Below are 12,035 nucleotides of genomic sequence, written 5' to 3'. Positions count from 1 at the left end.
AGGACAGAAGAGATGGACGAACAAACCCAACTTGAGATCGAAGCAGCCGCGTTTCGCCGTTTGCGCCAGCACCTGATCGAAGATCGGCCTGATGTGCAAAACATCGACATGATGAACCTGACTGGTTTCTGTCGAAACTGCCTTAGCCGATGGTATCAGGAAGCCGCGAACGAGCGCGGCATCGAGATGGACAAGGACGCGGGGCGCGAAGCGTTCTACGGGATGGCGATGTCCGAATGGAAAACGCGCTATCAGACCGAAGCGAGTGACACGCAGAAAGCAGCATTCGAAGTCGCGTTCAAAGAGAACGTGACCGACAAAGAAAGCTGAACATCAGAGCCGGGCAATGCATCAACGCATCGCCCGGTTTGGTCCACCAAAACGGCCTGCTCTAGCGGTTGGCACCGGGCACCCAAAGCACGTCGGCCTTCCCGCCATCGTTGGCCATCCGCGCCGCGACAAAGAACCAGTCGCTCAAACGATTGAGATATTTGACAGCCGCCGGGTTCACACTTTCCATCGTCGCCAGTTCCACTGTCAGGCGCTCGGCCCGCCGAGCCACGGTGCGGCATTGATGCAGATAGGCGGACAGCGCGGTACCACCCGGCAGGATGAAGCTTCGCAGCGGGTTCAGATTGCCGTTCATGCCGTCGATTTCGGCCTCGAGCTTATCCACCTGAGATGCCACCATCCGCAGCGGTGTGTATTCTGCCTCGCCGTCCTTTTCCATGTCCGGGCGGCACAGATCAGCGCCCAGATCGAACAGATCGTTCTGAATCCGCGACAGGCTTGCGTCGACGTCGCCCTCTGCCTGCAATCGCGCAAGCCCGACCACCGAATTCAGTTCATCCACAGTGCCATATGCGGTGACGCGCATCGAGTGTTTCGCCACCCGCGCACCATTGCCCAACGCAGTTTCACCGTCATCGCCGGTTTTGGTGTAAATTTTGTTCAGAACGACCATCGCTTATTCCCCTCGCAGCCAAACAAAGAGCAGGATCAGGATCACCGCCACGAATTGTGCAATGATCCGCCAGCGCATTGCCCTGTTGGCGTATTTTTTGTTGAACTCACCGCCCTTGGCAAAGCTGCCGATGCCGAACAGCAAAACGGCAACCACCGCCAGACAGGCGATGGCTGCAATGATGAATAGCGGGTCTTGCATCATGGCGGGGGTGTCCTTTGATTGATGTTCCCGGTGATGTAGCCGTATCGCGCCACAAGGCGAATGAAAAGTCAGCCCTTGGACAAAACCCAGTCCAACGCGCGGGTTGGCAGCAGGCGGCGGGCGACTGCCATCAAGTGGGTCGGCGTTGTCACACGGTAGCGCGCCTTGGGGCGGCGGGCGGTCAGCGCCTTGACCACGGCGTCGGTCACCGCAGATGCTGGCCATTGCACTCCAGAGCTGCCACCCTTTTTCAGCAAATCAAGTAAAGTGGCTTCGTATTGGGCCCGCCGTGGTGACTTTTGCCAATCAACCCATTTCTCGAACTGCTTGATCGCATTCTTACGAAAATCGGTCTCAATCGGGCCGGGTTCGATCAGCACAACCTGAATGCCAGTCTCCGCCATCTCCATGCGCAACACATCGGCGTAGCCTTCCAAGGCGAACTTGGTTGCTACATACGGCCCGCGATACTTCATGCCGACAATGCCGAGCACAGAAGAATTGAACAGAATACGCCCCGCCCCAGCACGCCGCATTACCGGGATCAGCTGACGGTTCAGATCGTGCCAACCCAAAAAGTTCGCCTCGAATTGCGCGCGCATTCCCTGTGCTGGAATATCCTCCAGTGGGCCAGGCAAGGCGTAGGCCCCGTTATGGAAGACGGCATCCAGGTTGCCGCCCGTCTGACCCAGCACATCGTCCGCACACCGGGCTATGCTGGCCGGGTCTTCGTAATCCAGTTGCGGTGCTGCAAACCCCTCGGCTTGGCGCGCATCGCAATCTGCCTGCGCGCGACACGAGGCGAACACCGTCCAACCCAGGGACTTCAGTCGCCGCGCCGTATCGAGGCCGATCCCAGAAGAGCAGCCGGTGATAAGAATGGTCTTCGACGTCACTTTAATTCGCTGCCGTCACAAGCCAATCGGCGATCCAGCCTTCCTCACCCGTCACAGTGTCCCGCAGGTGAAGCCAGCCGTTGCCTTCATCCGCAAGAATTTCAACCATGTCATTGCGGAAGAGCTTGCCCACGACGGCATAACCGGTTCCCGGACCGCCACGCACGTTCACGCGGTCACCATCGACGAACCGCAGATCAAGCTGGATTTCATCGACAGCAGCAACGTCTTGTAATGCCCCGATCGCAGAGTCTTGCGTCTCAACGGGTTCCGACTCGAGTGCCACCGGGACAATGACAGGCGTGGAATTGAGGCCCACCGGGTCGATCACTGCCCGTGCAGGGGCGATATCCGTCAAACCTGCAAGCCCAGTGTCTGTATCCGAGCGCGCAACGATTTCAGGTCTTGACGAAAGATCAGGCTGGACGGGTTTGGGTTCCGCGAAAATAACGAGGGAGTTGTTCCCAGGTTCAAAATCCGCGCCGCCGGATAACTCGTAAAATGCCATCACCATGACCGCAAACGCGATCAGAATGTACTTGTTCATACTATCCCCCTGGGCCGGGCTGTTCACCTGCCACATATTTACGGATACCGTGATTCCCCATTCAACCCGAAGGGGAAAGAGAAAAAATATTCCCGCAATTGCTTTACGGCCTCAGAGGGGGTGAGTATCACATCATCTATGGCTGATGATGTCGACGACCCCAAGATGACCCCCCGCGACTTCGCGGAACCGCTCCGCCGAGCCATCGGCGAACGGTATTTGACCTATGCATTGTCGACGATCATGCACCGGGCGCTTCCAGACGCACGTGACGGGCTGAAACCTGTACACCGCCGCATTCTGTATGCAATGCGCGAGCTGCGATTGAGTTCCAGTGGCGGCTTCCGAAAATCGGCCAAAATCTCGGGCGACGTCATGGGCAACTATCACCCGCACGGTGATGCCGCGATCTATGATGCGATGGCCCGCCTCGCGCAGGATTTCAACGTCCGCTATCCGTTGGTGGATGGTCAGGGAAATTTCGGCAATATCGATGGCGATAACCCCGCCGCAGCACGATACACAGAGGCGCGCCTGACGGCCGTCGCCGAAGCTTTGCTGGACGGCCTGAACGAGGATGCCGTCGATTTTCGTGCGAATTACGATGGCACGCTTGAAGAACCAATTGTGCTTCCGGCGCAATTTCCGAATCTACTCGCAAATGGATCGAGCGGGATCGCTGTTGGCATGGCGACCAATATTCCGCCACACAACATCGCCGAGCTGATCGACGCCTGTTTGCATCTGATCAAGGTGCCAGACGCGCGCGATGATACGCTTTTGAATTACGTGCCGGGACCAGATTTCCCAACCGGTGGTGTGATCGTCGAAGACCGCGAATCCATCGCGCAAGCCTATCGGACTGGCCGTGGATCCATCCGCCTGCGCTGCCGCTGGGAAGTGGAGGATTTGGGCCGGGGGCAGTGGCAGATTGTTGTCACAGAAATCCCCTATCAGGTTCAGAAATCCAAGCTCGTCGAACGTCTGGCCGAGGTGATCCAGACCAAGAAGGTGCCGATCCTCGCAGACATCCGGGACGAATCCGCCGACGACATCCGCATGGTGCTAGAGCCACGGTCTAAGAACGTGGACCCCGACGTTCTGATGAACATGCTGTTCCGCAATTCCGACCTGGAAACCCGGTTCTCGCTGAACATGAACGTTCTGATCGACGGGCTGACACCCAAGGTCTGTTCGATGAAGGAAGTGCTTCGCGCCTTCCTCGACTTCCGACGTGAAGTGCTGATCCGCCGCAGCCAACACCGGATGGACAAGATCGACCACCGCCTTGAGGTGCTCGAAGGTCTGATCGTCGCCTTCCTTAACCTCGACCGCGTGATTGACATCATTCGGTATGATGACGACCCCAAGGCGGCGTTGATGCGCGAGGATTGGGGCAAAGATCATGTCCGCGCCATGAACGAGCGCGATTATGTATCGCCACCAATGGTCACCGGGGACGACGAGCTTGGCCTGACCGAGGTGCAGACCGAAGCGATCTTGAACATGCGTTTGCGCAGTTTGCGCAAACTCGAAGAGATGGAACTGGTCGCCGAACGGGACCGCCTGATGGAAGAACGCGCAGGTCTTGAAGACCTGCTGGAAAGCGGCGATCTGCAATGGGACGCGATTGCGGATCAGCTTCGCGAAACCAAAAAGACCTTCGGCAAGAATTATCCCGGCGGCGAACGACGCACCACATTCGCCGAAGCAGGCGAAGTTGAAGATGTGCCGATCGAAGCGATGATCGAACGGGAACCGATTACCGTGGTCTGTTCGGAAATGGGCTGGATTCGCGCCATGACTGGCCATATCGACCTGAATCGCGAATTAAAGTTCAAAGACGGTGATGGCCCTCGTTTCATCTTCCATGCGGAAACCACCGACCGCTTGCTGGTATTCGGGTCAAATGGCCGTTTCTACACGATCCCGGCAGCGAACCTGCCCGGCGGGCGTGGCATGGGCGAACCCTTACGCCTGATGGTGGACCTGCCGAACGAGGCGGCCATTGTGGACCTGTTCATCCACAAGCCGGAGCGCAAGTTGATGGTCGCATCAAGCGCGGGCGACGGCTTTATCGTACCGGAACCCGAGGTGGTCGCACAGACAAGAGCGGGCAAACAAGTGTTGAACGTAAAGGGCGACGTGCGCGCCAAAGTGTGCAAGCCTGTCAACGGTGATGCGGTCGCAGTTGTCGGCGAAAACCGCAAAGTGCTGGTTTTTGCTTTGGACGAACTACCTGAGATGGGACGCGGGAAAGGCGTGCGGCTGCAAAAGTACAAGGACGGGGGCCTGTCGGATGCGACCACCTTCACCCTGGGAGAAGGCCTCACCTGGCGCGACCCTGCAGGACGTACCAGGACAGAGACAGACCTTGCCGAGTGGACAGGAAAACGCGCCGGTTCAGGGCGTATGGCCCCACGCGGTTTCCCCAGAGACAACACCTTCACCTAACCCGGACACCCTACGCACCGAGGTCGTTGGCACTCGGAGAACGCTATTCTGGCTCGCGCTCAGGACCGGTTTTCTCACCGTCCTGACACTCGGCTTCTACCGCTTCTGGATGCGAACGCGCCTGCGCCGGTGGTATTGGTCGTCCATACGCCCCGGCGGTCACCCGCTGGAATACGTGGGCGACCCCATCGAAAAGCTTTTGGGATTTCTCTTTGCCGTTGTCGTTCTGGCTTTCTACATCGGCATCGTGAATCTGATCCTGATGTTTGCGAGTTTCTCGCTGTTTCAGGACAATTTCGCAGCCTATGCCGTAAGCCTAGTCGGCGTGATCCCGCTCTGGTTCTTCGCCCAATACAGGGCACGTCGCTACGTCCTTGCCCGAACGCGGTGGCGCGGTCTTCGGTTCGGATTGGAACAGGGCGCCTTAGGTTATGCTTGGCGCGCGGTTTTGCACTGGATCGTGACGATCCTCAGCCTTGGTCTTCTGCTGCCGCGCATGACGTTCTGGCTGGAGAAGTACAAAACCGACCGCACCTTTTTCGGAACCGCCCGGATCTCTCAGGGCGGCAGTTGGAAAATGCTTTACCCATCCATGAAACCGATGTTTGCCGCACTTGCGATTGCGCTTGGCGGAGGTGTGGCGTTCCTGTCCGAGAACTATCCTGCGGGCATCGGCATCTGCATCCTCGCGGCCTTTGTCGGAATCTATGGACTGGTGCACTACCGCGTCGACAGCTTGCGCAGGCTCACGGAAACCAAAACTGTAAACGGTGTCGCGTTCACCCTGTCCCCAAACGCATTTCGCGTCTTGATGATCTACGTGTTGGGCACTTTCCTCGCATCGGCTGCGGTTTTCTTCCCGCTTGTCGTTCTTGGTGTCTTTATGTTGTTGATCCAGTCCGCAGATGTACTGACAGAAATGGGGATCGAGGACATGATCGCCCCCGTTGCAGGGATGGGGCGTTATGCCATCATCGGCCTCAGCGTCATGATCTACTTTACCATTTTCCTGCTTTGGTCGGCGCTGACCAACGTGTTCATCACCCTTCCCGTGATCCGGCATTATTTCTCGTCGCTCACACTTGCCCCAGCAGAAGCGGCGGCGAATATTCAGCAGCGGCCAAGAGATGAATTCGCCGAAGCCGAAGGGTTTGCCGATGCGCTGGACGTGGGAGCATCGCTATGACTGTTTTGCGTGTGGGCACGGTGCCAGAGACCTTTTCTACAACCGGCACATATTTCGACGGCACACATTCTGCGCCTTCTGCCGTAACGCTGACCATAGACGAAGACATCCGGTCGCTTGTGGGACTTTCCGACAGCGGAGCCGAGATTCGCTGGCCTCTGGCAGAGATTCGCGAAGTCCCGGACCAAGCCGGCGGCGATCAAATGGTTCTGCAACTCTCGAATGATCCGGTGAGACGCATTATCCTGACCGATCATAGCCTCGCCCCGCGCTTGCCCAACAGACACAAGCGGCCAAAAGTCACCAAGCGCGGCCCCCTGATTGGCTGGGCAGTTACCGCAGTTGCCTCGGTTGCGCTGATCATTTTCGTTCTAGTGCCAACCATGGCAAACCAATTGGCCCGCTTCATCCCACCCGAAGGCGAACGCGCCTTGGGAGCAGTCACGCTTAACCAGATCAGAACTGCATTGGATCAGACAGGTCTGAACCCGGTCCCGGTTTGCGACAATCCCGAAGGCTTGGCCGCCTTGGCCAAAATGGAAACACGGCTGCAAAACGCATTACCAAACGCGCAAACCCTCACAGTGTCCGTTCTGGATCACGACATGATCAACGCTTTCGCGCTGCCCGGTAATTACATCGTGTTTTTCCGGGGCCTTATCGAAAAAGCCCAAACCCCAGAAGAAGTCGCTGCGGTCTTTGCACATGAGATCGGCCATGTCGTCAGCCGCGATCCCACCCGCCACGCGTTGCGCTCTGCCGGATCGCTTGGGGTGTTAGGCCTGCTGTTCGGCGATTTCGCAGGCGGTGCCGCTGTTCTCTTATTGGCAGAACGCCTTATCGAAGCGCAATACAGCCAAGAGGCTGAAGCCGACGCCGATGTTTTTGCTCATGCGGTGCTGGTAGAGGCCAAGATCGCCCCCGCCGCGCTGGCCACGATGTTCGAGCGCTTCCGTGAACTCGGAGGAGATGCCAGTCCGTTTATCGAGCATTTCCTAAGCCATCCATCGCTTGGCGACCGCATTCAAGCCGCACGCGATGCAACGCCTCGCGGTTTCGAAGCCGTTCCCGTGTTGTCTGCACAGGAATGGCGCGCCCTTCAGAACATTTGTGATTGATGCCGCGTCACAGCATCACGCGGAGCAAATACTGAAAAACGCGACGTCCGATGGCGCCAACGTGACGATTTTGCCCTGTTTCACCTGTTCAGGGTTGGGTATCCCTTCACCGGAACGAAACGTCAGAATCGCAGATTTGCCTGCGATCCCAACGAGAGGAACGCGCCCATGAAGGTCTTGGTACCTGTCAAACGCGTGATTGACTACAACGTGAAGGTTCGCGTCAAAGCGGATGGTTCCGGTGTCGATCTCGCCAACGTCAAGATGTCGATGAACCCCTTTGACGAGATCGCCGTGGAAGAGGCCATTCGCCTTAAAGAAGCAGGCAAGGCTGAGGAAATCATTGCCGTCAGCATCGGCGTCAAACAGAGCCAGGAAACCCTGCGCACCGCGCTTGCCATGGGTGCTGACCGCGCGATCCTTGTGGTTGCTGCTGATGATGTCCACACCGACATTGAACCGCTGGCCGTGGCGAAAATCCTTGCCGCCATCGTCAAGGAAGAAGAGCCCGGTCTTGTGCTCTGCGGCAAGCAAGCCATCGACAACGACATGAACGCCACCGGCCAGATGCTGTCGGCGCTCTTGGGCTGGTCGCAGGCGATGTATGCGAACAACGTGGATATCGACGGCGACAGCGCTGTTGTGACCCGCGAAGTTGATGGCGGCCTGCAGACAATCAAGGTCAAGATGCCAGCGATCATTTCGACCGATCTGCGCCTGAATGAACCGCGCTACGCGTCGCTGCCGAACATCATGAAAGCCAAGAAAAAGCCGCTGGATGAAAAGACAGCCGCTGATTACGGCGTCGATGTGACACCGCGCCTCGAGATCGTGAAAACTTCCGAACCCGAAGAGCGGGCCGCAGGGATCAAGGTGGGATCCGTCGACGAGCTGGTTGCGAAACTCAAAGAAGTGGGAGCTGTGTAATGGCCGTTCTTCTGATTGCCGAAATCACCGATGGCGCGCTGGCAATGGATGCGACATCCAAAGCCGTGACCGCCGCAAAGTCGCTGGGCGACGTCACCGTTCTGGCAGCAGGTGCAACTGCGAAAGCTGCCGCTGACGAAGCCGCGACCATCGACGGGGTGTCCAAGGTTCTGCTGGCGGAAGATGCGCTTTACGGGCATCGTCTGGCCGAGCCTGTCGCAGCGCTGATCGCATCGCTTGCTGGCGATTACAGCCATGTCGTTGCACCCGCCACAACCGACGCCAAGAACATCCTACCGCGCGTTGCTGCGCTTCTTGATGTTATGGTTCTGACCGATGTGACTGCCGTGGTGGATGCCGACACATTCGAACGTCCGATCTACGCAGGCAACGCGATTCAAACGATCAAGTCCAAGGACGCGACCAAGGTCATTTCGTTCCGGACCTCGACCTTTGAGGCGGCCGCAACAGGTGGCTCAGCCGCGGTGGAAACCATTGCATCGGGCGACAATCCCGGCTTGTCGGAATGGATCGAAGACAAGGTTGCGGCAAGCGATCGCCCCGAGCTGACGTCGGCAGGTGTCGTTGTGTCCGGTGGTCGTGGCGTTGGGTCGGAAAGCGACTTTGCCATGATCGAAAAACTGGCCGACACCTTGGGTGCTGCAGTAGGTGCATCGCGTGCGGCTGTCGATTCGGGTTTTGCGCCGAATGACTGGCAGGTTGGCCAAACTGGCAAGGTCGTGGCTCCTGACCTGTATATTGCTGTCGGGATTTCCGGTGCGATCCAGCACCTTGCCGGCATGAAGGACAGCAAGATCATTGTCGCCATCAACAAGGATGAAGAAGCCCCGATCTTCCAGGTTGCGGATTACGGTCTTGTTGCAGACCTCTTTGATGCTGTCCCGGAACTGACCGAAAAGCTCGGCTGAACAACGGGCTTCTGTTGTTCCAAGCGGCGCGCCTCTTTTTGGCGCGCCGTTTTTTATTGAAGGGCCGGAACAATAGCCCGTGCCACCGCTTCGGCAACCTCGCAATGCGCCCGCAAACCGGGCAAATGGCGCGCCCGATGCTGCTCCAGCTGAGGAACGGTTGCGACCTCGTCCTCGGTCCGCCAATCAGACGGCACAACTTCGATCAGTTTCTTCGCATGGGGCATCACCGCGCGCAGCAGTTCCCGATCCAGGAATGGTTCCTCCATCGGGATGTCGGCTCTGATATCGTCAAGTGCGGTCGGCGCGAACCACAGAAGAAACACCTCGCCATGCATTCTGGAAACGAGCGATTTCATGCGTGATTGCCAAGCCATTTGCACCTCTTGCGCGACCATGCGGAAGCGGTCAGGGCAGATGCCATGCAATCGCACAAGAAGATGTCGGGTAAAATGGATGTCGGTGAAATCCATTTCCGGATAAAGGGACATCAAAGATGGCGACGCCTTTAGAAACCGGTCGTTTCGACGTGGATGGGTCGCATAAAAGCGGTTAGACGTGTTGTGTGCACAGGTCATCTGGATCACGACCACGCTTGCATTGGCCGCCGTCGCCAAAGCTCCTGGATCATTGAGATAAGCGTCAATGCCGGCATTCTCGATGCCGAGATTCACCACCGTTCTTCCAACTCGGTCTTCCAAAATTTGCGACCACGGCGACGGGACATAGCGCCCGTAGACACCACACCCGCCGACGCAGGCTATGTAGGAGGCGCGAAGTGACCTTCGTGGCCCCCGAAACCAAAGCCGCGACCCGCCATATCGGCAGGGCGCATAATCAATAGCTTGATCGCGCGTGGAGGAAATATCCATGCTCACACCCTTTTCTTCACCCGATGACGATCCTCCGTCGATTCGGTTCCCAAAGAGCTAAAGCTAAAAATGGACGGATCGCCCCGATCCACCTTGCAGCCCCCTTCCCCACAAGTCATTGTTGCCGCGAAACGGACGGAGCAAGTGCATGAAGGTCAATTCGATTGGCGTGGTCGGTGCCGGCCAGATGGGCAACGGGATCGCGCATGTGATGGCTTTGGCAGGGTACGATGTTGTGCTGAACGACATCAACGAGGACGCTCTCAAACGCTCTATCGACCTCATCTCGCGGAACTTGGATCGACAGGTGAGCCGCGAAAAGATTACTCAGGCCGAACGTGATCAGGCGATGTCCCGGATCGTCACCACTCAAGACCTGCCACAAGTTGCGCAAACTGACATCATCATCGAAGCGGCGACCGAACAGGAAATCATCAAGCAGAAGATTTTCGACAGCCTTCTGCCACATCTCCAAGATCACACGATCCTGACCTCGAACACGTCCTCGATCTCGATTACACGGCTGGCCAGCCGCACCGATCGACCTGAGAAATTCATGGGGTTCCACTTCATGAACCCTGTGCCCGTGATGCAATTGGTCGAACTGATCCGCGGCATTGCAACAGACAAGCAGACCTATGACACCTGTCTCGGCGTGGTCGAAAAGCTGGGCAAGACAGCTGCCTCAGCCGAAGATTTCCCGGCCTTCATCGTCAATCGCATCTTGATGCCGATGATCAACGAAGCGGTCTACACGCTGTATGAAGGCGTCGGAAACGTGAACTCCATTGACCAGTCGATGAAGCTCGGGGCGAACCATCCTATGGGCCCGCTTGAACTTGCAGATTTCATTGGGCTCGACACTTGTCTTGCCATCATGAACGTGCTGCATGATGGATTGGCAGACACGAAGTACCGCCCTTGCCCGCTGCTCACGAAGTACGTCGAGGCCGGTTGGCTTGGCCGCAAGACACAGCGTGGCTTCTACGATTATCGCGGAGAAACTCCGGTTCCGACCCGCTAGTCGTTTTTACCAAGTCCAATCGTCGTATCTCGCAGCGAGGCCACGAAATCTCGGCTGCGCCCAGCAAACGCTTCGATTGCCTCGGGGGAAATCGGCTCACCGACAATCGGTGCCTGTGGTTTGCCGCAGGCGTGGATCACCTCGTGAAGCAGCAAACCCTGCCGCAACGTGGCAGAGATTTGCGTCGCAATCTGGTACGCACGTGAATTCTGCCCGGGAAAGAAGATCGGAACCACCGTTGCACCGGATCGCTGGATCAGGTTGGCGGTAAACGGATTCCACGTCCGCTCGATGGCGGGTCCAAAGAAACTGTCACTCGAGGCGACCACACCCGACGGGAAAAGTGCAATCACCCCACCCTGTTTGAGATGAGCCATGGCGCGGCTTCGCATCTCAAGGCTTTGCTCGCGTGCGTCCTCTTCATGAGGGAACGGCACCGGGATCATGAATTCTTCGATCTCCGTCACACCGGTCAGAAGCGACCGCGTGAGGATCTTGTAGTCAGTGCGCACCCGTCCGACCAATTCGGCAAGGATCATCCCGTCGATAAGTCCATGTGGATGGTTGGCGACAATGATGACGGGGCCGTCTTTGGGAATGCGCGCGATTTGTTCAGCTGGTGTATCGAGGCGAATCTTCATCAGGTTCAGCGCTTGGCCCCAGAATGCTTGCCCTTCTGCTGGCCCCATACGCTCGAACCGCCGCACCAAACGAAGCAGCGGGATTTTTCCCGTCATCCATTCCATGGCTCGAATGGTGTTCGCTTTCCACGGATTGGTAAACGTATTGGCGTAGCTCAGCTTGCGCTTGTCATAGGGCACCTCTACCTGCCCCACAGGGTGCGCATCGGTCGACGTATGCTGATAGCTTTCAACCATATAGAAGTGTGAAGTCCTGTTCCCAGCGGCTGTGGC

The 12,035-nt window shown here is 57.5% G+C and carries 13 protein-coding genes; 7 read left to right on the top strand and 6 right to left on the bottom strand.

Translation table 11 applies throughout. The features are described 5' to 3' along the window. Window positions 1–12 precede the first annotated feature (12 nt). A complete protein-coding gene (locus ACK3EW_RS01825) occupies window positions 13–330 on the top strand; it encodes a DUF1244 domain-containing protein (RefSeq protein ID WP_493808218.1) in 318 nt (105 codons plus the stop codon). Between the two features lie 61 nt (window positions 331–391). Here ACK3EW_RS01825 and ACK3EW_RS01820 read toward each other — a convergent pair whose 3' ends face one another. From ACK3EW_RS01820 to ACK3EW_RS01805, 4 genes are all read right to left on the bottom strand, one after another. Next, window positions 392–964 (bottom strand): cob(I)yrinic acid a,c-diamide adenosyltransferase, encoded by a 573-nt coding sequence (locus tag ACK3EW_RS01820; RefSeq protein WP_439120818.1) that lies wholly within the window; start codon window positions 962–964, stop codon window positions 392–394. A 3-nt stretch (window positions 965–967) separates the two neighbouring features. Continuing rightward, on the bottom strand, window positions 968–1,168 hold the full coding sequence (locus ACK3EW_RS01815; RefSeq protein WP_085628105.1) for a twin transmembrane helix small protein: 201 nt from the start codon (window positions 1,166–1,168) through the stop codon (window positions 968–970). A gap of 68 nt (window positions 1,169–1,236) precedes the next feature. Next, window positions 1,237–2,064, bottom strand: a complete 828-nt coding sequence (locus ACK3EW_RS01810) for an SDR family NAD(P)-dependent oxidoreductase (protein ID WP_493808217.1) — start codon at window positions 2,062–2,064, stop codon at window positions 1,237–1,239. Between the two features lies 1 nt (window position 2,065). Beyond that, complete coding sequence (locus ACK3EW_RS01805) at window positions 2,066–2,611, bottom strand: SH3 domain-containing protein (protein WP_493808216.1); 546 nt, start codon at window positions 2,609–2,611, stop codon at window positions 2,066–2,068. Window positions 2,612–2,749: 138 nt separating this feature from the next. Between ACK3EW_RS01805 and ACK3EW_RS01800 the strand changes: the two genes are divergently transcribed. The 5 genes from ACK3EW_RS01800 to ACK3EW_RS01780 all read left to right on the top strand — a co-directional run bounded on the left by ACK3EW_RS01800 (window position 2,750) and on the right by ACK3EW_RS01780 (window position 9,225). Continuing rightward, window positions 2,750–5,065, top strand: a complete 2,316-nt coding sequence (locus tag ACK3EW_RS01800) for a DNA topoisomerase IV subunit A (RefSeq protein ID WP_493808215.1) — start codon at window positions 2,750–2,752, stop codon at window positions 5,063–5,065. Then, on the top strand, window positions 4,986–6,251 hold the full coding sequence (locus ACK3EW_RS01795; protein WP_493808214.1) for a DUF898 family protein: 1,266 nt from the start codon (window positions 4,986–4,988) through the stop codon (window positions 6,249–6,251). The genes ACK3EW_RS01800 and ACK3EW_RS01795 overlap by 80 nt, the downstream gene beginning before the upstream one ends. Next, window positions 6,248–7,369: a M48 family metallopeptidase gene (locus ACK3EW_RS01790; RefSeq protein ID WP_493808213.1), complete on the top strand. Its 1,122-nt coding sequence runs from the start codon at window positions 6,248–6,250 to the stop codon at window positions 7,367–7,369. The genes ACK3EW_RS01795 and ACK3EW_RS01790 overlap by 4 nt, the downstream gene beginning before the upstream one ends. Window positions 7,370–7,537: 168 nt before the next feature. Then, window positions 7,538–8,296, top strand: a complete 759-nt coding sequence (locus ACK3EW_RS01785) for an electron transfer flavoprotein subunit beta/FixA family protein (RefSeq protein ID WP_439120122.1) — start codon at window positions 7,538–7,540, stop codon at window positions 8,294–8,296. Beyond that, window positions 8,296–9,225 carry an electron transfer flavoprotein subunit alpha/FixB family protein gene (locus tag ACK3EW_RS01780; protein WP_439120121.1) on the top strand — a complete coding sequence of 310 codons (930 nt, stop codon included), beginning with the start codon at window positions 8,296–8,298 and terminating at the stop codon, window positions 9,223–9,225. Before ACK3EW_RS01785 ends, ACK3EW_RS01780 begins: the two co-directional genes overlap by 1 nt. A gap of 53 nt (window positions 9,226–9,278) precedes the next feature. Here ACK3EW_RS01780 and ACK3EW_RS01775 read toward each other — a convergent pair whose 3' ends face one another. Beyond that, window positions 9,279–10,097, bottom strand: coding sequence for a DUF6473 family protein (locus tag ACK3EW_RS01775; protein WP_439120120.1), 819 nt, complete (start codon window positions 10,095–10,097; stop codon window positions 9,279–9,281). Window positions 10,098–10,245: 148 nt separating this feature from the next. Between ACK3EW_RS01775 and ACK3EW_RS01770 the strand changes: the two genes are divergently transcribed. After that, window positions 10,246–11,121 carry a 3-hydroxybutyryl-CoA dehydrogenase gene (locus ACK3EW_RS01770; protein ID WP_085628096.1) on the top strand — a complete coding sequence of 292 codons (876 nt, stop codon included), beginning with the start codon at window positions 10,246–10,248 and terminating at the stop codon, window positions 11,119–11,121. Here the strand turns inward: ACK3EW_RS01770 and ACK3EW_RS01765 are convergent. Continuing rightward, a complete protein-coding gene (locus tag ACK3EW_RS01765) occupies window positions 11,118–11,999 on the bottom strand; it encodes a lysophospholipid acyltransferase family protein (protein ID WP_493808212.1) in 882 nt (293 codons plus the stop codon). The genes ACK3EW_RS01770 and ACK3EW_RS01765 overlap by 4 nt on opposite strands. Window positions 12,000–12,035: the final 36 nt, after the last annotated feature.

It is taken from the genome of Marivita sp. NO-S04 (assembly GCF_059070475.1).
The sequence above is the reverse complement of the archived record's forward strand: the minus strand, read 5'-3'. Positions and strand labels throughout refer to the sequence as shown.

Bases quoted from the DNA above. Each gene is read 5' to 3' on its own strand.
- ACK3EW_RS01820 (WP_439120818.1), bottom strand. From the start codon at position 964: ATGGTCGTTCTGAACAAAATTTACACCAAAACCGGCGATGACGGTGAA.
- ACK3EW_RS01780 (WP_439120121.1), top strand. From the start codon at position 8,296: ATGGCCGTTCTTCTGATTGCCGAAATCACCGATGGCGCGCTGGCAATG.
- ACK3EW_RS01825 (WP_493808218.1), top strand. From the start codon at position 13: ATGGACGAACAAACCCAACTTGAGATCGAAGCAGCCGCGTTTCGCCGT.
- ACK3EW_RS01805 (WP_493808216.1), bottom strand. From the start codon at position 2,611: ATGAACAAGTACATTCTGATCGCGTTTGCGGTCATGGTGATGGCATTT.
- ACK3EW_RS01770 (WP_085628096.1), top strand. From the start codon at position 10,246: ATGAAGGTCAATTCGATTGGCGTGGTCGGTGCCGGCCAGATGGGCAAC.
- ACK3EW_RS01775 (WP_439120120.1), bottom strand. From the start codon at position 10,097: ATGGATATTTCCTCCACGCGCGATCAAGCTATTGATTATGCGCCCTGC.
- ACK3EW_RS01800 (WP_493808215.1), top strand. From the start codon at position 2,750: ATGGCTGATGATGTCGACGACCCCAAGATGACCCCCCGCGACTTCGCG.
- ACK3EW_RS01815 (WP_085628105.1), bottom strand. From the start codon at position 1,168: ATGATGCAAGACCCGCTATTCATCATTGCAGCCATCGCCTGTCTGGCG.
- ACK3EW_RS01785 (WP_439120122.1), top strand. From the start codon at position 7,538: ATGAAGGTCTTGGTACCTGTCAAACGCGTGATTGACTACAACGTGAAG.
- ACK3EW_RS01765 (WP_493808212.1), bottom strand. From the start codon at position 11,999: ATGGTTGAAAGCTATCAGCATACGTCGACCGATGCGCACCCTGTGGGG.
- ACK3EW_RS01790 (WP_493808213.1), top strand. From the start codon at position 6,248: ATGACTGTTTTGCGTGTGGGCACGGTGCCAGAGACCTTTTCTACAACC.